The following is a 22,993-nucleotide window of genomic DNA, read 5'->3' as shown; positions in this document are numbered from 1 at the left end:
CGCAATCTCCTTAAGCCGCCTGCCAAAGTCGGCCGTTACCGCCGTTGGCAATATCAATAGCCTGATCGATAAAAAATTGGTATTTCTCATAGGCCTTTTCCGGCTGAGTCAATACCGCCGCCAACATTACCGCACCGGCCACCGCCTTGGCCGTCAGATTATCCGCAGGAGGAACCGATGGTGCGTCTTCCGGCGCCATACTGCCATCACTCCAAAACGCGGCCATGGCTGCCCATGCGGCAGGGTTTTCGAAGGATGCGCTGTGAGCGGCAGCGTTGGCGGCCCGGCGATTAGGCTCGGTTGGCTTAAATACCCACAACTCTGCAGCATCGAGCGCTTTAACGACTTCAGGGGGTGTTTGCGGGCTCACCACACTGCGCGCAGAAAGGCAGGCCCACCAGGTCGCTTCGCGCTTGGGTAACGCTCTGGCCATAAAACGCACGGCATCGGGATAAAGTTGCTGTTCGAGCAATTTATTCAAAAAATCAACCGGCGCAGGGTCCGCAAGTAGGCCTGCAGTTGCTTGCTGATCCAGTTGAATATCCTGGCAAATCGCCGAGGCTTTAGGTATCGATACTTTAGTTAATGACACTGCGCCAGCCATGTATTCCCCACTTTCCGTTCACCTTTCAAATATAAATCGAAAAACCGTTCAGCTTATTATGCCGTTTATCTCACTACGCAGACTCATCATCGTCACTCCATTCTTTTTCATATCCGGCGTTAACCAGATAAGATCTTAGTGTGTTCATGATGTACTCATCATAGGCTTGAAGATCGCGATGACCAGCGGCATCAAACCCTTGCTCAGCATCTTTAACCGACTCGTCGACCATCTGCCAGAAAAACGCCGTCAGCAGTTTGGCCTCGTGGGCGTTTTTTACATATCCTTTGTCAATAATCTCGATGATGCCATTTGCTTGTAGTTTATGAGCATAGTGCATGAGTATTTCTTTTTCCTCAGGATACTTGTAGGCAATCATTTCAAGAACCTTTCCACATGCGGATATACTGCCATTCTATCGGCAATCATCAATAGTTTTGCCGCTAAGGCGTCGATGGTCATACGCTCGGTAACTGTTAACAAATAGTGCTGATTATCCCGAGTATCTTGTACAAACTTGAGCCCAGCCGGCAATTCAAAGCTCGCCAATAACCAATTAATATCAATTGGCTTATCTTTATTCCATTTACGTTTTAATTTGATCTGATCTTTTAAATGATTCCATCCAGCCGAAAATGAAAGCCCCATTTGTTCATGCGGTTCCACCCAGTTTTTGCACGGCGAAAAAAGATAATCTTTTTCTCGTATACCTTCAATCATAGCTCCTTGACTTTGATCCAAATACAAAGTCGGATGCTGTCCGGCAACAATAGGCCGAGCCCGAAACTCCCCCAGCCCCTTAATATATTCCCGCAAATCATTGACTGAATTTAAATGTGTCATCTTTACTTACAGAGATTATCATTGTGAAGTACCCCAGACTTTTTTAAATTGTCAAAATAGGCGAAAGCTATCGTAGCTCAGAATAGCGTTAACGTATTCTAAGGAATGACTCCTAGAATACGTTTCACTACTCGGACCTTCAGTTCTTAGAACCCCTTAGCCATTACTCCCGATAAGCGGGAATCTTGGATTCTTACGGTTTTCTTGCATAGAGTGATAATGACCTGGATAACTAAATATGGACGGCGCAGGCCACAATTACGAAAATACATTCCCCAGAATTGTGTCTTTATATACGCTGCAAGCGTTACCGCTATCTCTATTTACAAATTTAATCCCAATTCCACGTAGCCTTATTGAAATTTAGGAACTTCCCCGTATCCAATTCGACACCGGCGTTAATCCCAGATTTTGTCGCCAAATTCGAGCCAACACCTGGGACAAATTGCTTTAGCTTGGGGTCGTAAACTTGAGTTGCACTGGCGCGTAGGCTTAGGTCTCGACAGCAACACCAGATAATTTCATGTCCAGCCAAGTCCTTAACAATATCCTTGAGTTTCTTCGCTGCGGTAACTCGATAGACTCTGCAATTGGCAGAATCCGGATTCTGAGCCAACGCAGCATCAGTTGGTCCGATATATTCTGCATCATCGGGATACAGCGTCATATTCTGGCAGCTACGATACTCACCTACGATGTTTGTTGGGCTACCTTTAAAGGTTCCATTGACAATTTTATAAACATCGCTCGAAAGCATGAGCTTTGCATTCTCAGTATAAAACTTAACGGTTGTTCCTTTTGGCAGATCAAAGTATCCATCCGACACAGTCCAACCACCATGCCCTGTCATAAAATATTTCATTTTCAACTCCCCTATTTTTTATTGAGCAAATAGTTTAATGATCTAAAAGCTTCAATCATTTGTAACAAACCCAGCGACAAGGACTGAGCAACGGATAGGCATCCGATGTGTCAGACACTGGAACCTAAAGCAGATTTTTCACACAATATCAACGCGCTCTATTCGACTATAAATTAACAAGTCGTCCAAATAGCTCACCTGAGTTTGAGCCCCCCGGTGCTAGGTTATTAACCGACACTAATCTCGATTTTGGGTCTAGCGTTACCAGCCTGCCAATTGACCCATCTAATTTTAATGCTGCCTGCTTCCCTACACCCTGAGCCAATACTCGGAATTGCACATATTTTGCATCCTAACTTACTTTTAACAAATAGTCTTTCAACCACTTACCAAACAAATACGCCGTAAAAAATAGCCCATCTAAATAATTCAAAAATCACTCTTCCGTATTATTAAATACCCAAAAAACAAGCCAAACCATCATCAAATCAATTCTTCATATCAACTTTAAACGCGCATTTAAAATCAATTTTTTATGGCCTATATTTTCTTGTAAAAATTGATTTCACTCCAGACTCTCTAAACAAACTTTTACTCTGTTTTCCGACAGCCCGTATTAATTCACCAGCAACCACTCTTTAGGCATGAAAATACAATCAAATAACCAACTCGCAACCGAGTATTCGAACCTAATCTAAAAAGCGATAGTTAAATTTCAAACAAGTTTTTGCCAATTCGCAACATCAACCGACGACTCAGCCATCACAGTTACTATCCGATGATTCGTCCCCTGACCGACAATAATTACTATGCTAAGCCTGTCTAATTCGGCAATAGATTTACTCCCCCCATTTCCTAGTATCACTTCATAAGCCTTAACAAAACTGGGTAACGGACTTACGAAATGAAACCTGCTATCAGGATACGTAACATGCTTATAGTAGGTCGGCGACGGCGAACTTTTAAGCGCTAACGATACAAGTTGCTGCTCGTCTTCCTCTTTCTGATCCTCCCAAAAAATCTGCGGAGTCATAATAGGCACCTTGACAATCTCCTCGGTGGAAGTGCCATGCCACCCCTTCTTTATAACAACCTCTTCCTTTTCCCCTGTCTTAACTGAACGAGTTACTTTTTTTTGAAAAAACGTAACTCGTGCAGCTCCAGTTTTATGAGCCATCGCCAAAGTCTTAGAACGATGTTTGCCGTCTTTATGACCTGCGAAATAACCTGCCAAAGCGGACGCCACATCCATATTAATACCGCTCACCGCCGCTTCCGCAATGCTCTTACTGACCGCCATGATTTTATCCTCTACTTAAAATTGAACATTCGGAAAACTACAACGAGCCCCTTAAACTTTGTCATCTATGGCCCCGAGTGGAGCATCAGACCAACTTAAGGTGTCAGGAAAACCCATACCCAAACTCACCGTCCTCAACCTTCACATGCACTCTTTGGATAGGCGTACCCTCCATCATTCGGGTCAAGAACTCCTCGCTAATCTTCGGCAACACGGTATTGGTCAAGATCGCGTCTATCATCCGCCCGCCGCTTTCCAATTCAGTACAACGGCTGGCAATCAGTTTGATGACTTCGTCGTCGTAACTGAACGGGACTTTGTGCGATTCTTCGACGCGCTTTTTGATTCGGCCCAATTGCAACCGGGCGATTGCGCCTATCATTTCGTCGTTGAGAGGGTAGTAAGGAATAACGACTAAACGTCCAAGCAAGGCTGGCGGAAATACTTTTAACAACGGTTCCCGCAAAGCTTTGGCAATGCCTTCCGGCTCCGGCATTAAATCCGGGTCTTTGCACAAGTTGGCAATCAGGTCTGTGCCGGCGTTGGTGGTCAACAAAATCAAGGTATTTTTGAAATCGATAACCCGGCCTTCGCCGTCTTCCATCCAGCCTTTGTCGAACACCTGGAAGAATATCTCGTGCACATCGGGGTGGGCTTTTTCCACTTCGTCCAGCAATACCACGCTGTAGGGGCGGCGCCTTACCGCTTCAGTCAACACGCCGCCTTCGCCGTAACCGACATAGCCCGGAGGCGCGCCTTTCAGGGTGGAAACGGTATGCGCTTCCTGGTATTCGCTCATGTTGATGGTGATGACGTTTTGCTCGCCGCCATATAAGGTTTCGGCTAGCGCCAACGCGGTTTCTGTCTTACCCACACCGGAAGTACCGGCCAGCATGAATACGCCGATGGGCTTGTTCGGATTATCCAGGCCTGCGCGCGAGGTCTGGATGCGCTTGGCTATCATCTCCAGTGCGTGGCGTTGGCCGATGATGCGCTGCTCCAGCAAATCCGGCAGCTTCAGTACCGTTTCGATTTCATTTTTGACCATCCGGCCAACCGGAATGCCGGTCCAATCTTGCACAACAGCGCCTACAGCCTGCTGATCGACGGTTGGCAAAATTAGCGGCGACTCGCCTTGTTGTGCGTGGAGTTGAGCCTGCAAGGCTTTCAATTCGGTCAGCCAGGCGTCGCGATCGTTGGCTTCGCTACCAGTATCGCCTTCCGCCGGTTCGGCTGTATCGACAGCGTGTCCAGCCGATCTGAGTTTGCCGCGCAATTCCAAAATCTTGCCGACCAATTCCTTCTCGGCATTCCAACGCTCTTCCAAACCAGCCAGCCGCTCCTGTTCGGCAGCCAATTTTTCGTTAGCTACTTGCTCCCGCGCAGCCACTTCGACACCGACGGCTTTTTCCCGGCCGATAATCGCCAACTCAGTTTCCAAGGCTTCTATGCGTTTACGGCAGTCGTCCACTTCGGCGGGCACCGCGTGTTGGCTGATGCCGACCCGGGCACAGGCGGTGTCTAATAAGCTGACAGCCTTATCTGGTAATTGCCGGGCCGGGATATAGCGATGGGATAATTTGACGGCCGCTTCCAGCGCTTCATCCAGAATCAACACCTGGTGATGTTTTTCCTGCACCGAGACCACGCCGCGCATCATGCCGATGGCTTTTGCTTCGCTCGGCTCCAGCACTTGCACGACCTGAAAACGTCGGGTCAAGGCCGGGTCTTTTTCGATATGTTTTTTGTATTCCGCCCAGGTAGTGGCCGCGACGGTGCGCAATTGGCCGCGTGCCAGCGCCGGTTTTAATAGATTGGCGGCATCGCCGGTACCTGCCGCGCCGCCCGCACCCACCAAGGTATGGGCTTCGTCGATAAACAGAATGATGGGTTTTGGCGAGGCTTGCACTTCTTCGATGACTTGCCGCAGGCGGTTTTCGAATTCGCCTTTCATACTGGCACCGGCCTGTAACAAGCCAACATCCAAGGTCCGCAAGCTCACATCGCGTAATGAAGGGGGCACGTCGCCGGCGACAATTTTCAAAGCAAAACCCTCAACTACCGCCGTTTTGCCGACACCGGCCTCGCCGGTCAGAATCGGATTGTTCTGCCGGCGGCGCATCAGAATATCGATGACCTGCCGAATCTCTTCCTCACGGCCCACGATAGGATCTATTTTGCCGTTACGCGCCTGCTCGGTCAGGTCAACGGTAAATTGTTTCAGCGCCTCCTGCTTGCCCATCGCTGCCGGTGCAATCGCACCGCTGGCTTCGCCGGGCGTAGCGCCAACCAGCGAACCATCATTGGCAACCAATCCGTCTTCCGGTGAACCGGACACAATCTTCGGCAACTCGTCGGAAACCGTATCCGGTTTGAGTTTTTCGAACTCTTTGGAAATTCCCAGCAACTCGTTGCGCAAGGATTTGGTTTTCAACATACCGACCAATAAATGGCCGCTGCGCACCTGAGACTCACCGAACAACAATGTGCCGAAGACCCAGCCGCGTTCGACACTATCCTCGATATGCGGCGAAAAATCGGAAATAGCCGTAGAACCGCGCGGCAAGCGGTCCAGCGCGTTAGTCACGTCCTTGGCAATCACCGAGGCATCCAAACCGTAATGCTTCACCAAGCGGTGCAAATCGGAGTCTTGCAGTTGTAGCAGTTGGCTTAACCAATGCACCAACTCGACATAGGGGTTGCCTCTTAGTTTGCAAAACACCGTCGCACCCTCGACGGCTTTGTAACAAACCTTGTTCAATTTCCCAAACAACTTGACTCGGCTAATTTCCGCCATGGTGTTTATTCCTCGCTAAAGTTTAAGTGTGGTTCAGCAGGCAGCATCAGCCTGTATAAACGGATTAAGCGTTAAATCATCGGCATCGCCTGCACCGCGGCGCGGTCCCAACCAAGTACTCCAACCCAATTGCGCATCGCCGTTCATACTATTCGCGCCGGTCGTTTCGGGTTTTCCTAAGGCCAGCTCTTCCGGTACTTCGGCTTTTTCCAAAATCAATTGTGCGTCCCAGACCATTTCGTCGCCGACATAATTGCGGACGATGGCCACCAACTTGGGCAATAACGCCCCGCCCGGCAGCAAGGCCAAATATAGGCTACGGCGCAACGGCCCGATAACGACACGAAACTTATGCTGGCAACCCCAAACGCTAGCGCCGATCACAACAGAGCTCCCCAGAGAACAGGTGTCTTTGCTCCAGCCCAAACGAGTTTGCTCACGGGGTTGAATGTCCATCCATTCGCCAACAAATTCGGCGACGCGGACCGGCACTTTAAAAATATCCGAGACAATGGCCTGTAAACCCCCTGGATGTTTGGTCTGCGCGGCAAAATGCCCGGCATAAAACAATTTGCCTCGGTCGGTCAGTGCGTCCCGGTTCTGAAACGGCGCCCCGGAAATACCCAGCATGGCTCCCACGTAAAAACCAAAGCGGTCTGTATCCGGCCGGTCGTAATGCACTTCCGGGCGGGCATTGGCCCAGGCCCGGTAAAACAAACTAATCATGCGATGATGAAAGACATCGGCAAAACGGGCGAAGGTCGGATCGTGATGGTGGCGCTGCCGCTCTCGGGCATACTCGGTCAAATGCAGCGGCAGCGGGCCGTTGGGACCGAACAAACCCATAAAATTCACCGCCAATCTCGGTTTACCCAGCCCCGTCCCGCCCGGCGAATAGTAATCTACAGCGGTAGCGGGAAATTCCAGTTCCGGCTCCTGGGAAAAACGCACGGCATCGTCAGCCGCTTTTACACTGGTCCCGAAACGAGGCTTATCGCTATTCAGACATTCGATTAAACGCACCGCCTCGAAAAAATCGAAGCGCGACGCATCCTTCGTCAATTCACCGATTAAATCGTGTGGCGACATCCCATCCTCGCAGGCCAACGCGCCACTTCACCGCGGTCGCTGGTACGTATCACCGTCTCGACGAAAGAATTGATCGATACATACCGAGCGAAAAACCGCTCCAATACCGTTGCCAGCAGAAAATAGCCGCCACCTTCAAACGCCGACTCGTCCAGCATGACGGTAATTTCCAAGCCGCGCCCAAACACCATCGGCCCCTTTGCATCGATGCGTCTGACCACATTTTTTGAAGCCACGGAAAGCACGCCCTCAACCTGTTTCTTGATGGCCGGTTCGCGCTGGTCGGCATACAGGCCCAACAATTCACGCAATGCCGCCGCACCGCTCTTGGCATCGGTATCCAGCAGCGACAGATAGTTCAGCGACAAATGATTGATCAGGCGCCACACGGTATCCGCCTCATACGCAGCCGGCAGCGGCCGGGTCGGGCCGGCGATACAACGCACCGATTTCACCGGCGCACTAACTTGCAAGGTAAAATCGGTATCACCTTGGCCTACCGGCATCACCAGCGGCAAATCACGATTGGTACATAAGGTATCCAGCCCCAATTGCGCCAACTTGCCGGAATACGGCGCCTGGGCCGCATCGACCAAGGACACAAAAACTTCGCTGCCGATATAACTGGAACGCACTCCCTTGCGACGTTGATTTGACGACAGCACGCGATTCACTCGCCGTAAGCTGAAAAACGCAGTTTCCCCGGCGTGCTGGTAGGACGCTTTAGAGCCGTAAAAAGGCAGAAAGGCCTGTTCGCTCTCCTGATCGGCACCGAAACCGGTGGCTTCATTGACGCTATGCACTTCATAATCCATTGGCCTACTGCGATCCACCACGATGTGATATTCAGACTGCCGCTGGTCGATATGGATCCGGTCGGCACGTTTAGGGAACAAATTGATAGCCGGCACGCAGAACAAGGCCAAATTGTTCTGATCCAACACATTAATCAGTTGCGGTTCGCTGCGGTCGAACAGCACGAACAACTCAATCTGTTCACTGTCACAGTTACTTGCTAGCTCTCCCAGTCCACCGAGTTCGACAAACAGGTAACGGTCCGGGAATGCGAAATATTCCTGCAATATTCGATAACCGTCGAACGAGCGCGGCGTCTGTCTGAGTAAAGCCTCGTCCGGTTCGAACCCCAGACCGCGTACCCCCCCAGCAGACAGCGTGCGAATTTCCGTCGAGACCCCGTTATGGAAACTGCCGACGATGCCGCTTACATTTGCCAACAGTTGTTCGTACAAGCGATACGGGATATTGCCGACACCGCGCAGAAACAACGGCAGCCGGTCCAGGGCAATTTCGTTGAACTTTAAACCGCCCACACTATTCAAGACGATACGTAAGGCCGCTTTGACCGGTCCGCGAAAATGTTTGGCCGTCAAGCCGCGACTGGACACGGCAGCCAGACTCGGCAGATATTCAATTTGGCCTATCTGCAACGGTAACAGTTGCAAGTCTTGCGCAGTACGGTACTCGCAGGCGGTTTGTTCGCCTCTGGCGATCTGGCTGCGCAACACGGTATCCTTGGCTATCGTGATCCCGTCTGCCAGAGCCGCTTCGGCAAAATCGGGTTTCATCTCCACCACCGTCATTGATGGCGTAGCCGACAAATAGTGCGGATAGATAATCTGCAATAATTGCTGGGTAAAGCTGGGAAACTCGGAATCGACCTTCAATTGCACTCGAGCCGCCATAAAAGCGAAGCCTTCGAATAAGCGCTCTACGTACGGGTCGGAACATTCGAAAGTATCCAAACCCAAGCGATTGGCTATTTTCGGAAACTCTGCGGCAAACTCCGCGCCTACTTCACGGACGTATTGCAACTCGCGGTTATAGTATTTAAGCAGCCGGGGATCCATGGTTAACCGTCCAGTTCCTTGACGCTGATTTCGCCGGTTTCCAGATCCAGATCGCTGCGAATGTATAAATGTATCGGCAACGGCTGCGCCCACAAATCGCCTTCGATACGAAACGACAGCGCCTTGTGATTCATTTGATCATCGGCTTTTGCCAATTCTACCGACAGCGAGTCCGCCAAGATTCTCGGCTCGAAATCGTTAATTGCCTGTCTAACTTTGCGTTCGATCTTTTTAACGTCAATCCCGGTCAGCGATACGCCGGACAAGACCGGTGTCCCGTAATTCAATACGGAACGAGCCACAAACGGATAGTCGGTCAAATTGACCATGCTCTCGAACGCTGCGGTATTCAGCAGCCAGCTTAAATCGCGCAATACGCTTTGCCGCAACTGGCGCAGAGACATGACACGTTGCTCGCGGGTTTCCGCGCGTTTATCGGGAGCTTCGTCGGTCAACCGATCCAGCAAGGACGGTTGGAGACGTTCCGCGTGCAGTAAATCGGCCATTATTCCAGCCCTGCCGGCGCATTGAATTCAATAGTACGGACATCTAACAGCGCGTAATCGTCGACGTCGGTAGCCAATAGGCGCTGTCCCTTGCCATGCATTAAACCGTCTGCGACTTCATTCCATTCGGTTAAACGGGACAGGCGGATGCGAGCGTCCGAGTCGGCTTCCGAACCCGGATAACGGCAAGGTATCAAGCCGCTGGCTTCGCCGCCATTGATCCAGGTAAATTGCGCCGGTATCCATACCAAATCGCGTAAATCGGTGGGTTTTTCCAGCTGTATCTTGCTGATCTGCATAAACGGCACCCAGTAGTAGCGGCCATTGACGACGGCCTCCAACACCGGTCCCAAACGGCTATCAGCGTCTGCTAGCCATTCAAACGGCGTACCGTCCAACGCTCCAGCGGTAGCCGGCGCCTGCTGTAAGGCATCAGTTCGTAATGCCACGGCCTGCTGAAAATCGCCGCTGTTTTCCCGTATTAGCGCTTCTAACAGTAAAGCCAGCCATGCTGGCGGCTCGCCAAAAATCAGCGGCGTTTTGCGTGCGGCAAACACGTCCTTACGTAAGGCTTCACAGAGTAAAACTTGTTCGTAGGTACTAACCATCAACAAGGTGGAGGCATCCAAGTCGCGCAACACATTAAGTTGATTTAGCGCCTTATCCCACAGGCCCTGCACGCAATACAGCTGAAACAGCAGGATCCGCGATTTAGGATCGGCCGGATTTTGCCTGATGTACTGCTGGGTTTGCTGCAATGCCGCATCCAGCTCGCCTTCGGCGATAAGACGTGAAACGTCCTGCATACGATTCTCCGATGAGTGCAAAAATAACCCCAGTGGTGTTGGTTCCACCGGGGTCGGCGATTACACGGTTTCGTTTTTCATCAAGTTCCAACCTTTGAATGCGCCGGCGGCTGGTGCTTCGCCTTCGCCGAAAGTGTTGTACTTCATTTTAACTTCGTTGAAGTTGATGGATATGCTCTCGTGAGGGCGGTCACCGCCGCTGGATTGGCTGTAGCCGCTGATGATAGCGTCGGCCAGTTCGATTTCCAGATACACTTGACCCTTGGCATCCGCGCCGCCGGTTTGGATGAAATGGAATGTTGCTGTACCCAAGCTTTTGCCGCAGATGGACTGCATCCACAGGTCGACGGACGCGATGTCCATGCTTTTAGTCAGGGTGACTTCGGAAAACGAAGGATTGCTGGTATCGCGGTCTTTGCCGACGCCGCTGGTCGAAATGGCACGACCTACGCCCATTTGCAAACTGTCTACGGTAATCCAGTCCGTATGGCTGGCTACGGTGCTATCGCCTTTAATTTCGGTCGCGAATTTTAATAAGATCATAGTGCTCTCCTTTCGAAGTTAGTGATAAAAATACAAACGGGCATCCACCCACAGATTTACAGCTCCGGCAAGCCGGGATATAAAACGACTAACCGCCACTGCCGGGAATTTCGTATTGCTGCCCCGGCAAATAGCGTACTTCCTAGCCTTATTCAACGAATAGGACTTAACCTTTTTGCGACGGTAATTTAGATGTCAGTCGCAAGGAAACCGTCAACCCTTCCAACTGATAGTGCGGTCTAAGGAAAAACTTAGATTGATAATATCCAGGATTACCCTCGACTTCCTCGACCACCACTTCCGCACCGGCCAATGGCCGACGCGCTTTGTCTTTTTCGGTGGCCACTGCTGGATTGGTCAACACGTATTGGCTGATCCAGGTGTTCAACCACGCCTGCATGTCTTGGCGCTCCTTGAACGATCCGATTTTGTCTCGAACGATGCATTTCAGATAGTGCGCAAACCGGCAGGTAGCAAACAAATACGGCAGGCGCGCAGCCAAGTTGGCGTTGGCGGTGGCATCCGGATCGGTGTATTCCGCAGGTTTTTGCAGCGATTGCGCGCCGATGAATGCGGCGAAATCGGTATTTTTTTTGTGCAACAAGGGCATGAAACCGCTTTTGGCCAATTCCGCTTCACGGCGGTCGGTAATGGCGATCTCGGTCGGGCACTTCATGTCGACGCCGCCTTCGTCGGTCGGAAACGAATGCACCGGTAATCCTTCCACTGCGCCACCGGATTCAATACCGCGAATCTGCGAACACCAACCGTAATATTTGAACGAGCGATTGATGTTGACTGCCATCGCGTAAGCAGCGTTAGACCACGTATATTTACTGCTATCAGCGCCCGAGGTGTCTTCCTCGAAATCAAACTCTTCGACCGGATCGGTTTTCGAGCCATAAGGTAAACGGCTCAGGAAGCGCGGCATAGCCAAACCGAGGTAACGGGAATCTTCGGACTCGCGCAACGAGCGCCAAGCCGCGTATTCCGGCGTTTGAAAAATTTTGGTCAAATCACGCGGATTGGCCAATTCGGACCAACTTTCCATTTGCAGCACCGATGGCGCCACGCCGGAAATGAACGGGGTATGCGCGGAGGCACTGATTTTTGCCATCTCGCCCAACAATTCCACATCTTGCGGACTGTGATCGAAATGGTAGTCGCCCACCAAGCAACCGAAGGGTTCGCCGCCAAAGGTGCCGTATTCTTCTTCGTACAGTTTTTTGAACAGCGGGCTTTGGTCCCAGGCGGTACCTTTGAATTTTTTCAGGGTTTTACCCAACTCGTTTTTGGTGATATTCAACACGCGAATTTTCAACATTTCGTCGGTTTCGGTGTTGTTGACCAAGTAATGCAAGCCGCGCCAGGCACCTTCCAGTTTTTGAAAATCGGGATGGTGTATGACGAGATTTAATTGTTCGGTGATTTTCTGATCCAGGCTGGCGATAATCGACTGGATCGTTTTTATGGCATCGTCGGATACTTTGGAAACATCCTGCAACGCATATTGCGCCAGCGTTGTTACTGCGGTATTGACCTGATTGGCTGCCTCGGTGCCTGGTTTGAACTCCTTGGACAATAATGCGGAAAAATCGTCCAACTCCAGGGTTTGTGTTGCGCCTTGTCCGCCTTGGGTTTCTAATTCGGCCATGGCTTACTCCCCTTTTCCTTCAGCGGCATCACCGCCTGCTTCCGCCGGTTTCGCTGACGCCGCCAAGGTTTGTAGCAACGCGGGGTCGTTAACTAACTTCGCGATTAATTCCTCCGCGCCGGTTTTACCGTCCATATAGGTAATCAAGTTGGACAACTGGGTTCTGGCTTCCAAGACTTTATCCAAGCCCGCCACTTTTTTGGCAACCGCTGCGGGAGAAAAGTCATCCATACTTTCAAAGGTGATATCGACATTCAAATTACCTTCGCCGGTCAAGGTATTGGGAACTTGGAATGCGACCCGTGGTTTCATCGATTTCAATCGATCATTGAAATTGTCGACATCGATTTCCAACAATTTGCGATCCGCCACTGGTGCTAAAGGTTCGGCTGGTTTACCCGACAAATCCGACATGACGCCCATCACGAACGGCAACTGCACCTTTTTTTCGGAACCGTAGAGTTCAACATCGTATTCAATCTGTACCCGGGGTGCCCGGTTTCGTTGTATAAACTTCTGACTACTTTCAGCCATTGTATTCTCCGCTTGACATTAAGAAGGACTACCAAAAATCAGTTTCTAACTTGGGTCGGGACCCTTTATCGCACTTATTTGGGAAAGCGCATCCGGCATTAAGTTTTGGACGATTTCCAAGAAATCTGCAGTTGCCAGATGCTTGGCCCGACGCAACAAAATGGGCACGGGGCTAGACGGCTCGTAGTCCGCATAATATTTACAAAGCGCATCCAACGTTCTCACCACATCTTGGCGCGACTCAATGGCGCCGCTCACCGCTTTGGATTTAACGGGCTTTACCTCATCACCCGCCTCAGCGCTGCTGCCATCGTCGCTTGCCTCAGTCTCGGCGTCGCTGGACAACCGCGACCCCGCGTAATGATCGAAATCATCCCTGACTTCCTTCAGTAAAGCTTTCAACGGCGTCAATACCGCGCCTTGGCTGGCTCCGACTTTTTCGTTGACGAAAGCATCGATCCGCTCGACGATCTTGATACTGTCGACCAAGGCCTGATAATTATCAGCTAACGCCGCGTCATCCATATCCAGAAAAGCCGCATTGATGGCGCCGTTGTCTGGCTTTGCCAGGCCCTTGGGCACTTCCAGCCGGTCGGTTGCGTACTGAATGTCACGCAAACAAAACCTGCCGATGGCTTTCGACTCGACCAGCACCGCCAAACTAAGAGGCCTGATTATCAGGTCGAAGCTGGCAAGCTCTTCCAAAATATTGATTCGCGACGTCGGATCCATGCCGTCGTCGGGATCGAGTTGAGGGTGTATGGAATCCCAATAACGGGTCAAGGACTCTTCCAGAAAGCTCAGTCCATCGCGAAAACCTCTCCAACCTTCAACATTGATCAGTGTCCGGATCAAGTACAAAATGACTTGCAAATCCTTGGAACGCTGCAATAACGCCAAAGCCTCCTTGTAGACCTCGCGCCAGTTAGGCGGCAACGCCTTCTCGCCAGAAAACTGATTTTCCGGGGTCCCTAAGATATTGGTGTCCAATGCCACCCTGGCATTGTCATACTCAAGGTTATCACCACAAGGCTGCTCCGCCGAAACAGGTTCTAGTAATCCGGACAAATCCGCCATTTTTAAGCCTCTATGGTAATCCAATTGTTAACATCAACCGATTGAAAAGCGGTAACGAAACCTTGTGCCTTGCGCCCCGTTTCTTACAATCGACCCAATTCTATAGTGCCCCGGACTTGTTACGCCTGTATTAAGCCCAAAACCAATTCGCATTAGTCTAGTCGGTTTTTCATGTCACGCTTTAAACTAAAAAACCCTAAATGTCGCGGAATCTTATACCTATCAAGTTGCATTTGCTCATCAATAGATAAGGCATCGGGATCATTTAACATGCCAACTCATGAACCCTACGCCTACAAAACCGTAAGACATTGATATAACATAATTAAAAATTCAAACGGCGTGCTAAATCACAACATGCACACACCATTGCAGCGCCAAGTCGGCACGATATTTCGTAACGGATACGATATTCGGTACTTGCGGTGCCTGGCTACCGCGAGGGGAAATACCGTTTTCCATTCAAAAAATCCGTCCATTGTTTCGTGGTGCAAAAGCCTCTCGCGTTCTAGCGTCGCCGAATGCTCACATCGGCTGCTTCACATCTTGGGTCTATCTGTACTAAGCGCACGTTGACAGCCATTCCCCAAAGACACTACCGACCACAGCCGTCCATCTGAGAATCTACGCGCTTATAAGATTGTTGAAGCGTATTTCTTCCAAAAGATACCGAGACCTAAGACATCCTGATTTCGGCTTAACCACTAAATTCGGCGACTAACACGGTAATATTATCTCGACCGCTTCTGCTCAAGGCTTGGTTAATCAGGGCTTCGGCGGCCGACTGGCAACTGCCTGAGCCCATCAATTCCGCAATTTCGGCTTCCGATAATTCTTTATCCAAGCCGTCGCTACAGAGCAGATAACGATCACCGCCGGCAGCCTGAAAGCGCAGCACATCCAACGCCAGCGTCAATTGCCCACCCACCGCGCGGGTAATCACATTCGCTCCCACTTGCTGGGCCGCCACTTCCCGGGTCATCACACCGGAATCCATCAATTCGTCGATCAAGGTATGGTCGCGGGTAATCTGCGTAAACTCGCCTTGGCGTAATTGGTATAAACGGCTATCTCCCGCCCAAATGGCGGCGCACTGGTCACCCTTGGCCAGCAAGGCGACTACCGTGGTTCCGACAATACTGCCTTGCTGAATGCCCGAAGCAAAACGGCATAAATCGTCGTTAATCTTATGTAATTTGCGGGAAACGGCTTCGACCTGATTATCCAGGTTTTCGGTAAATTCCAAGGTCGATAAAGAATCCACCACCAAGCGGCTGGCAACATCGCCGGATTGATGCCCCCCCATGCCATCAGCAACCACCCACAGCCCCAGTGACGGGCAATCGAGCAAAGCATCCTCATTGTGCTTACGCTTATTGCCGACCACCGTAACCCCGTAGGAAGCCCACTTTGTCGAGTTCGGAAGCGTTATGTCCTGGCTCGCCGTTGCGCCTACCGCAGAGGCGCTCGGCTCTCTCTCGATTTTTTTGACGCTTTGGTCTTGGCGATAGCTCTGCACCTGCCAAGATCTGCCAGCCTGCGGCATACCCTGCAAAAAACTCGCGTAAGCATCGATAGGCGGCAAGCCTTCGCAAATCAGCAGATTGGGGCGATTCGACTGGCCGCCTTCACTTGCCCAAATGCTGTAACCCGGCATAAAGCAATCCAACAAACGCTGACTCAAGTGCGGAAACACTACATCCGTCTGATCCAGGCCCTCCAAATCGAAACGAAATGCGAGCTTGCCGTTGGATGCCGTTAATCCGCCGCTAGAATCAGCTTGAAAATACTGCGGTGTCAGGCTGTCAGCAGAACCGATTTCCATCAGCCCCTTATCAAACTGATCCAGATCGCAGGAGTCGTTCAACACCGATAGCGCAGCGTCTTCCAATTGTGCAAACCATGCCGATTCCGGCGAAAACAATGACAACAAAGACTCCGCACTGACGGCTTGCGCCAACGTCAACGGATAATAGCGACCGACCCTATCCACACTGGGCATCATGACACCGGCCCAAGCACTCGCACCGCACACACCAGGTCTCAAAGCAAAGCGCCAAAGCGGGCTAACCAAAAACAAGGATAACCAACTCTCTCCTAATGTTTCCTGACTGGAACGCATCGACGCCTGTAACCACTGGTCCCATGGCTCGATAAAGTGCCTGGGCAGCCGCCGACTGACAAAATCGCCAAGGCCCGGCACTTTTCCGAAAAAGCCGACGCTCAACCCATCCATAGAACTCATAGTGACTCCGGACAACGAAAGCTTTGATATTCGCTGATGCCAAATGGATTATTGACACTGGCCGCGCGCAACTCAAATTTCGCGGTATAACCTTCCAGTTGTACGGTCAAATTAAAGCGGTCCGGCAGGCCAGTGGGTTGGATGTTGAATTCGTCGAACATCCTGAACAATGCCCAGGCCCCTTCCTTAGATTTGCTGACTTGTTTGCCGTCCAAACCTTCGAACACCACTCTGACCCCGGCACTATTATTGGTGCCGGGCCACTGAAACTTGGTGAGTTGCTCAGGACCGTGGCGGTAAACCAACTCCTGGCCTTCGACATTTAATCTGAAGGTGCTGACTTTGTCGTCCAAGGCCAAGGGTTTTAACTCGAATTGCACTTGCGGCACCGCGCCGCCGCCGGGAAAAAATGCGTCACGAATTTTCGATGCAATCTGAAACTGGCGAATACTGGCTGCCGATAAGCCTAAAGCCTTATCAGAACTAAGCTCCTGCCACTGCACCGCTGCGGTATCGACAAATGCCTTGAGGTTAGCGTTAAAAAACTGATCGACAATCCCGTTAGCGGCAAAAACTTTGCCGAAATCAGCCATCAACACGTCCTGCTGAGTATTTTTTGCAAACGGATAACGGCCGGCCAAAGCGCTTTTGCAGGGCATCGTCACCGCGGTTTTCAACATTTCGTTGAGTTGCCCTTTCGCGCCGGTTTTGATTTGTTGCCCGCCCGTGCTAGTCAACGCATTCAGCGAGGCTGCAACCGGACCGGGCAAACGGGCAAATTCCATTTTGGCTGCTTGCAGAGGGTCAACACCGCCGCCGGCAAATCGCGCCGCTTCGGTAGACAAGGCTTGACCGCCACTATTGGGTGCCGAGCCAATCTGCATCAGATAATCGTGCAGATTTTTGATACTCGCCATCGTCGCATTGATCGGAGCCGGCCTGTCGGCAGCGCCCCGCACTTGCATATTGTAAGGTTCGAAGTAAGTTTCCAAAGCCTTGACCGGGTCCACACCGCCGTCGCTTTGTTTAGCCATCGCCAGCAGTTTTTGGGTAGCAGCCTCCGGAACCGCCAAGGCCCCGCTGGTGGATTTTGCCAACGCATCGGCCAATTCGGACGAGAGTTTGCTTAACGCAGTATTTTTTTCGACCAACTCCAACAAAAGCTTCAATGGCGAATCGGGGCGCGACAGCAGATCCAGCGTATCTACCAGCTGATTATTGCTGGGCTGCGGGCGGAACTTTACCGCCGTCAGCACGCTATCCCAGGTCTTTTGGTAATCTCCCAAATACAGGCGTTTGAAATCGCTATATAAACGATCAATTTCGACAGGCGTACTTGCGCCGTTTACGCCAAGTACCCAATTTTGTTCGCTGGCTTCCTTGACGTAAACCATGCCTTTTTTCAGAAACAACTCCGTATAACCGTAACTGCTAAACAAGCCGGGGACCACCAATGTATCCAATTCCTTGCCGTTCGCGGTAAACACTCGGCCGCCATTCGGCGCTAATTGTCCGGCAACCGAAATGTCGTGGCTGCGATCAAACAGCGCCTCACTTTTAAAACGGCTATAAAGTTGATTGACCAGAGGAATTTGCGTCAATTTATTACGCACTGCGTCGACAAAACTGTTATCGATAGCAGCTGGATCCAAATTCAAAGCCAACAAATTATCCAGATGTAACTGTAATTTGGCTTGGGTCTCCGGGTCGGTGGCGAACATTTGCTCCCAATCCAATTTCACCCAAGGCTGTGCAACCTTGGCATCCATCCGTTGCGGCTCGCCGAACATCAGATAAACACGCAATAATTGGTAAAGTACATCCAGATTTTTGCCTTCATCGCTTTGCATCCGCTCTTTCAAGCGCAGCGTAATCAAGGCTTGAAAATTTTCACGAAGCAAGCGCTGATAGGCAATATCGATGGCTGAATCGATTTTGTCGCCTTGGTATAAACCAAAACCGCTGCTCCAGCCGGTTTGTGCATACACGTCTTTGGCGGCTTGTAAGGCATTAAGCTTGGGCAACAAGGCCAAAAAACCGGAGCGCGAATCGGTGGGAACAAGATTACTGGCTCGGTAAATTTCTACCTGTTTTTCGACATCGGCAATCGCCGACTTATTCGTGGCAAAACTGACCATCCACACCACTACCGCTATCGCCACAAGCGCAAAGGTGGCGGCAAAGCCGGCGAGGTTCATCAAACGAAAACGCCGCTCGACCTTTGGATCCAAGCCAACCAATTCGGCTTCTGGAAACACCACTTGTTTCAAAAGCTTAGTCAGAAAGTAGCTTTTACCGCGCCCGCTCATTAACGGTGTTGCTTGCCTTTCCAATCTAAAGCTTGAGGCCAACGCCGCCATCACTCTATCTATCGGCGTACCCTCTTGGGTGCCGCTGCTGAAATAAACGCCGCGCAACAGGAAAGGCTCTTCGTAGCGATTGGTGGCAAATCCGGCATCCAAAAATCCGGTTGCCACCGATTTGAACAGCATCATTTGTTGAGGAAAATCGAAAATAGCCGTACGCCGCTGCACATCGCGCTCTTCCTGGATACGCTTCAAACGGCGTTGTACCAACCTCTCGGTCAATTCGTCATAGGCCTTTTCGAATTGCACCAAGTGAGCGGCCAGATCTTCTTTATCGTTGTCGGCACGAATAAACGTCTCACCCCACACCTGGCTACGCTCGTCTTCGGTTAAATTGGCGAAAAAATCGCTAAATCCCGCCACGAGGTCCACTTTCGTGAACAGCACGTAGACCGGCAATTGCACACCCAGTTGCGCATTAAGTTCCGTAATCCGCCGCCTGATTGCTGCGGCATGTTGGCGTAATTCTTCCTCGGTCTGCTGAATTAAATCACTGACACTCACCGCCACAAATACCCCGTTCAGAGGGCGGCGTGGTCGATATTTTTTTAACAGCTGCAAGAAACCGTGCCAGGCGGTAGCATCCACTTCTTGATGGCTATCTTGGGTGGTATAGCGACCGGCAGTATCCAATAACACCGCTTCGTCAGCGAACCACCAATCACAATCTCGCGTGCCGCTGACACCTTTTACCGAATGCTTGCCCAAGCGTTCGGCCAAGGGAAAATGTAATCCGGAATTGATTAATGCTGTGGTTTTGCCGGAGCCCGGCGCGCCGATAATGGCGTACCAAGGTAATTCGTAAAGATACTGCTTCCGACCGTGTTGTTTAGCACTGGTAGTTTTCAGTAAAGCCAAAGCCTCATCGAAGCCGCGATTCAGCACATCCAGCTCGGCCGCCGAGGCCGATTGCGCATCGTTTGCATCAGTGCCGCCAGCCAAATCGGCCATCAAACGTTGCTCGCGTTTGCGCGATAACAGCCACGCGACCAAGCGGTAAAGCAACCAACATCCGAATATGACGCTTATCGTTATAATCCGGCTTAAATCGGTTTCCAACGGCACACTGCCGGCAATTGCGATTAAAGGCCCGACAAACCAAATCAGTACCGACAAAATCACGATACCGATCAGTTCAAGCACCCACTTTGTTTTAAAAAAACTGATTATCCGTTCCACGCGGTATTCTCACTTAATCAAGATGTCGACGCGCCGATTTAGGGCTCGATGTTCGGGAGTGTCATTGGGCGCCAAAGGCTCACCATCGGCCCGACCTTCTGCTCTGGCCGCACCTTTTAGTTGGGCGGACGCAGTCAAAATTGCCAAGACGTTTTTAGCGCGTGCCGCAGACAAATGCCAATTGGACGGAAAGCGGGCCGACACAATGGGCTTGTCGTCGGTATGCCCGGTTACCAAAATCGAGTCTTGTTCATTCTCGAGTTCTTTGGCGATTTTTTTCAACATCGGTAAAAACTCCGGTTTAACTTGATCGCTACCGGAGGGGAAGGAATTACGAACGCGAATGATGCTATCGTCGACCACTTCGACCATATTCTGGGCAATTTCATCGCGTAATAACGGTTTAAAGCGTTCCAATCTGTTGGCGATAACCGGTGCAGACGGAGTGATCGTAGCAGCCGTTGCCATTTGTACCGGCTCCTTGGCCAATTTCAGTAGCTCCCGATAGGCAGGATCGGATGCCGAATTAATAAAAAATGCAAAACCCAGATAACAAAGCAGCAACAGGCCACCTGCTACGCTGGCGAACACCCATAAGGGCACTTGCGTTATCAACGAGCTATTTCCGCTTTTTTGCCCTTGCCAACGTGGCGACAGCTCCGTTGGAAAATCCCCTCTTACTCGCTGGATTAATTGGTACAACTCAAGCCGTTGTTTTTCCAATTCGTTGGCGCCATTGGCCATGACCCGATATTTGCCTTCGAATCCAAAACTTAACAACACATAGCAAAGCTCGATGAGCGGCAAATTTTGCGCGGGCTGTTTCACCAGATGTTCGAGTATTTGGAAGAAGCGTTCACCGCCCCAGGCTTCTTTATGAAATAGGATAAGCAGGCTTTGATGCCCCCAATTACTCTGTGAGCCCCAAGGCGTGTTTTGGATAATTTCATCCAGAAAAGTACATAAATCGTAGCTCGCCATACGCATGGTTTCTTGCTGAAACCCTGCATTCAAGCCACGGTTCTCGAATTCTCTGACTTCTTTAGCCAACTTTTGCTTTAGTTCATCAACCCCGGAATAGCTAACGGTTGTTCTGAGCCTAGCCGCCAAGGACAGAATGCCGGCTGATAAAGTCAATAATGAACCGCTATCCGCTCCGGAAAGCACACTGAGCGACGGAATGTTGATATTTGAGGTCGGCTGCTGGGGCGGCGGAGATGGCGGTATTTGTGTTACTGATGGCTGCTGCGGCATTCGTCCACCTGGCGAAGGCCGCAACACTGTTTTGTCGTCATCGCCGAAAGGTCCTTGTTGCACCATGTCATCACCCTTTTTTTATTGCCCAGAATTCCAACTCCAATCCCGGAAAATTACCGCCAATATGAAAGGCAAAACCGCCGGAATCCATCATCTTCTTCCAGTATGGGCTTTGCTTATCCAATTCGAAATAAGAGCATCCAGCGTGGTATGGCAATTGCCTTGGGGCAACGGGCAAAGGATGAATTGAAATACCGGGCAGAGCAGCAGTGACCAATTGCGTGATCTCTTCCACCGGGCCAATTTTCACCTGCGGTGGGAAATGCGTGCGCAACATCTCCGAAGATACTTGCGCACTGGCAGCCAATACGTAGATTGCCTGCTCCAATAATTTCACATCGGGGCGACCCGAGTAATAAACCGACTGGCTATGTTTGGTTAACGGAATTTGAATCGCATTTTGTTCAAGCACCATGCTTAACAGGCGCCGTAGCTCATCAATTAACGGGATAAAGCAAATACGCAAGTCGTCATGCCTATATTCGGGCAACACTGCGGGTCGCTTATTTTGACGGTAGAAGGTTGCTAGATCTCCCATCAACTGCAGGCCCAAGGAAAACAAAGTTTCCGGATGTAGCAGCGCATCCCCCGCCAAATGTGCTAGCAAGGGTTCGTAACGATTGATGGTTTGCAGCAACATAAAGTCTGCAACCTCTGCGACGCCTGCACCATGAGACGTTCCCGCCACGCGGGCTGCCAACGCCTCCCCTCTGGTATGCAACAGACCTTGCAACTCCCGGACGAAGCCGTTCAAAATACTAGTGGCTGAAGACTGCAGCACCACGGGAATGTATTTCTCATCCAGTACGACTGTTTTGTCGGCGCGCACCTCAACGATATTGGCGACCCCTAAGCACAGATAGCCTGATCTTTCTTGGTTGCCAAGCATAAGTCTTGGACGAATACTGCCTATTTGCACGGGATAACGTGCGTCGTACCCCGCGTTGTTGTCTCTGACATCCCTATGAGTGATGCGGTATCTCGCCAATCCATCGGGGTTATTGTCGCTATCAACTTCAACAGAGTCAGGACGACTCAGCGGCAATGCTAAATACACTACTTCATTGGCGATGTCTTCAGAGACATCAAGTGGTAGCGGCAGCTCGTCCTCGTTTGGCAAATGGAATGGGGTACCATCCTGGAAAATCCCTCTAGCAGCTGCCAGAGTGATTTTTCCTATCGCCAATTGCCCTGCATCTAGTTTTAGCGACGAAAATCCCCAATCATAAGCCCTGATTCCATAGCAACGACCATCAATACGACTTTCAAGATAACGATCATGTTGTTGAAAGTGCTGAGGTCTAAGGAACATGCCTTCTGACCAAACAATCCGGTTATTGATTGACATACTCTATTCGGTACCGTTTATTATTTATTAACAATGACTTATGAAATTTTCGCTA

General features: G+C 50.7%; 18 protein-coding genes. All 18 read right to left on the bottom strand.

Going from position 1 to position 22,993, the window contains the following annotated elements; all coding sequences use genetic code 11:
- Positions 1-10: 10 nt before the first annotated feature.
- The 18 genes from ACWAU0_RS08725 to tssK all read right to left on the bottom strand — a co-directional run bounded on the left by ACWAU0_RS08725 (position 11) and on the right by tssK (position 22,938).
- A complete protein-coding gene (locus tag ACWAU0_RS08725; protein ID WP_033159211.1) occupies positions 11-604 on the bottom strand; it encodes a DUF6931 family protein in 594 nt (197 codons plus the stop codon).
- 73 nt (positions 605-677) lie between these two features.
- Complete coding sequence (locus ACWAU0_RS08720; RefSeq protein WP_205451564.1) at positions 678-983, bottom strand: hypothetical protein; 306 nt, start codon at positions 981-983, stop codon at positions 678-680.
- The gene (locus ACWAU0_RS08715) at positions 980-1,447 is read right to left on the bottom strand and encodes a hypothetical protein (RefSeq protein ID WP_205451565.1); all 468 of its coding nucleotides are present in this window, start codon (positions 1,445-1,447) and stop codon (positions 980-982) included. Before ACWAU0_RS08715 ends, ACWAU0_RS08720 begins: the two co-directional genes overlap by 4 nt.
- A gap of 331 nt (positions 1,448-1,778) precedes the next feature.
- Positions 1,779-2,309, bottom strand: a complete 531-nt coding sequence (locus ACWAU0_RS08710) for a putative adhesin (RefSeq protein ID WP_205451566.1) — start codon at positions 2,307-2,309, stop codon at positions 1,779-1,781.
- Positions 2,310-3,024: 715 nt separating this feature from the next.
- Positions 3,025-3,609 (bottom strand): hypothetical protein, encoded by a 585-nt coding sequence (locus tag ACWAU0_RS08705; RefSeq protein ID WP_205451567.1) that lies wholly within the window; start codon positions 3,607-3,609, stop codon positions 3,025-3,027.
- Positions 3,610-3,712: 103 nt separating this feature from the next.
- Complete coding sequence (gene tssH, locus ACWAU0_RS08700; protein ID WP_458138923.1) at positions 3,713-6,406, bottom strand: type VI secretion system ATPase TssH; 2,694 nt, start codon at positions 6,404-6,406, stop codon at positions 3,713-3,715.
- A 33-nt stretch (positions 6,407-6,439) separates the two neighbouring features.
- Complete coding sequence (tssG, locus tag ACWAU0_RS08695; protein WP_101053073.1) at positions 6,440-7,495, bottom strand: type VI secretion system baseplate subunit TssG; 1,056 nt, start codon at positions 7,493-7,495, stop codon at positions 6,440-6,442.
- The gene (gene tssF / locus ACWAU0_RS08690) at positions 7,477-9,363 is read right to left on the bottom strand and encodes a type VI secretion system baseplate subunit TssF (protein WP_319963149.1); all 1,887 of its coding nucleotides are present in this window, start codon (positions 9,361-9,363) and stop codon (positions 7,477-7,479) included. The genes tssG and tssF overlap by 19 nt, the downstream gene beginning before the upstream one ends.
- Positions 9,364-9,365: 2 nt before the next feature.
- Complete coding sequence (gene tssE / locus ACWAU0_RS08685; protein ID WP_033159218.1) at positions 9,366-9,869, bottom strand: type VI secretion system baseplate subunit TssE; 504 nt, start codon at positions 9,867-9,869, stop codon at positions 9,366-9,368.
- Entirely contained in the window at positions 9,869-10,675 is an 807-nt protein-coding gene (locus ACWAU0_RS08680; RefSeq protein ID WP_101053069.1) for a type VI secretion system accessory protein TagJ, read from the bottom strand. Before ACWAU0_RS08680 ends, tssE begins: the two co-directional genes overlap by 1 nt.
- 60 nt (positions 10,676-10,735) lie before the next feature.
- Entirely contained in the window at positions 10,736-11,218 is a 483-nt protein-coding gene (locus ACWAU0_RS08675) for an Hcp family type VI secretion system effector (RefSeq protein ID WP_033159220.1), read from the bottom strand.
- A 166-nt stretch (positions 11,219-11,384) separates the two neighbouring features.
- Positions 11,385-12,872, bottom strand: coding sequence for a type VI secretion system contractile sheath large subunit (gene tssC / locus ACWAU0_RS08670; protein ID WP_026603012.1), 1,488 nt, complete (start codon positions 12,870-12,872; stop codon positions 11,385-11,387).
- Positions 12,873-12,875: 3 nt separating this feature from the next.
- Positions 12,876-13,406 carry a type VI secretion system contractile sheath small subunit gene (tssB, locus tag ACWAU0_RS08665; protein WP_033159221.1) on the bottom strand — a complete coding sequence of 177 codons (531 nt, stop codon included), beginning with the start codon at positions 13,404-13,406 and terminating at the stop codon, positions 12,876-12,878.
- Positions 13,407-13,451: 45 nt separating this feature from the next.
- Entirely contained in the window at positions 13,452-14,483 is a 1,032-nt protein-coding gene (tssA, locus tag ACWAU0_RS08660) for a type VI secretion system protein TssA (RefSeq protein ID WP_523070782.1), read from the bottom strand.
- Positions 14,484-15,180: 697 nt separating this feature from the next.
- Positions 15,181-16,728 (bottom strand): type VI secretion system-associated protein TagF, encoded by a 1,548-nt coding sequence (gene tagF / locus ACWAU0_RS08655; RefSeq protein WP_319963150.1) that lies wholly within the window; start codon positions 16,726-16,728, stop codon positions 15,181-15,183.
- Entirely contained in the window at positions 16,725-20,237 is a 3,513-nt protein-coding gene (gene tssM / locus ACWAU0_RS08650) for a type VI secretion system membrane subunit TssM (RefSeq protein WP_458138921.1), read from the bottom strand. Before tssM ends, tagF begins: the two co-directional genes overlap by 4 nt.
- 45 nt (positions 20,238-20,282) lie before the next feature.
- Positions 20,283-21,593, bottom strand: coding sequence for a type IVB secretion system protein IcmH/DotU (gene icmH / locus ACWAU0_RS08645; RefSeq protein ID WP_458138920.1), 1,311 nt, complete (start codon positions 21,591-21,593; stop codon positions 20,283-20,285).
- Positions 21,594-21,597: 4 nt separating this feature from the next.
- Positions 21,598-22,938 carry a type VI secretion system baseplate subunit TssK gene (tssK, locus tag ACWAU0_RS08640; protein ID WP_458138919.1) on the bottom strand — a complete coding sequence of 447 codons (1,341 nt, stop codon included), beginning with the start codon at positions 22,936-22,938 and terminating at the stop codon, positions 21,598-21,600.
- Positions 22,939-22,993 lie beyond the last annotated feature (55 nt).

It is taken from the genome of Methylomonas sp. Uni0009 (assembly GCF_054188105.3).
The sequence above is the reverse complement of the archived record's forward strand: the minus strand, read 5'-3'. Positions and strand labels throughout refer to the sequence as shown.

Bases quoted from the DNA above. Each gene is read 5' to 3' on its own strand.
- ACWAU0_RS08715 (WP_205451565.1), bottom strand. From the start codon at position 1,447: ATGACACATTTAAATTCAGTCAATGATTTGCGGGAATATATTAAGGGG.
- icmH (WP_458138920.1), bottom strand. From the start codon at position 21,593: ATGGTGCAACAAGGACCTTTCGGCGATGACGACAAAACAGTGTTGCGG.
- tssA (WP_523070782.1), bottom strand. From the start codon at position 14,483: ATGGCGGATTTGTCCGGATTACTAGAACCTGTTTCGGCGGAGCAGCCT.
- tssK (WP_458138919.1), bottom strand. From the start codon at position 22,938: ATGTCAATCAATAACCGGATTGTTTGGTCAGAAGGCATGTTCCTTAGA.
- ACWAU0_RS08680 (WP_101053069.1), bottom strand. From the start codon at position 10,675: ATGCAGGACGTTTCACGTCTTATCGCCGAAGGCGAGCTGGATGCGGCA.
- ACWAU0_RS08725 (WP_033159211.1), bottom strand. From the start codon at position 604: ATGGCTGGCGCAGTGTCATTAACTAAAGTATCGATACCTAAAGCCTCG.
- tagF (WP_319963150.1), bottom strand. From the start codon at position 16,728: ATGAGTTCTATGGATGGGTTGAGCGTCGGCTTTTTCGGAAAAGTGCCG.
- ACWAU0_RS08705 (WP_205451567.1), bottom strand. From the start codon at position 3,609: ATGGCGGTCAGTAAGAGCATTGCGGAAGCGGCGGTGAGCGGTATTAAT.
- ACWAU0_RS08675 (WP_033159220.1), bottom strand. From the start codon at position 11,218: ATGATCTTATTAAAATTCGCGACCGAAATTAAAGGCGATAGCACCGTA.
- tssC (WP_026603012.1), bottom strand. From the start codon at position 12,872: ATGGCCGAATTAGAAACCCAAGGCGGACAAGGCGCAACACAAACCCTG.
- ACWAU0_RS08720 (WP_205451564.1), bottom strand. From the start codon at position 983: ATGATTGCCTACAAGTATCCTGAGGAAAAAGAAATACTCATGCACTAT.
- tssH (WP_458138923.1), bottom strand. From the start codon at position 6,406: ATGGCGGAAATTAGCCGAGTCAAGTTGTTTGGGAAATTGAACAAGGTT.
- tssG (WP_101053073.1), bottom strand. From the start codon at position 7,495: ATGTCGCCACACGATTTAATCGGTGAATTGACGAAGGATGCGTCGCGC.
- tssF (WP_319963149.1), bottom strand. From the start codon at position 9,363: ATGGATCCCCGGCTGCTTAAATACTATAACCGCGAGTTGCAATACGTC.
- tssE (WP_033159218.1), bottom strand. From the start codon at position 9,869: ATGGCCGATTTACTGCACGCGGAACGTCTCCAACCGTCCTTGCTGGAT.
- ACWAU0_RS08710 (WP_205451566.1), bottom strand. From the start codon at position 2,309: ATGAAATATTTTATGACAGGGCATGGTGGTTGGACTGTGTCGGATGGA.
- tssB (WP_033159221.1), bottom strand. From the start codon at position 13,406: ATGGCTGAAAGTAGTCAGAAGTTTATACAACGAAACCGGGCACCCCGG.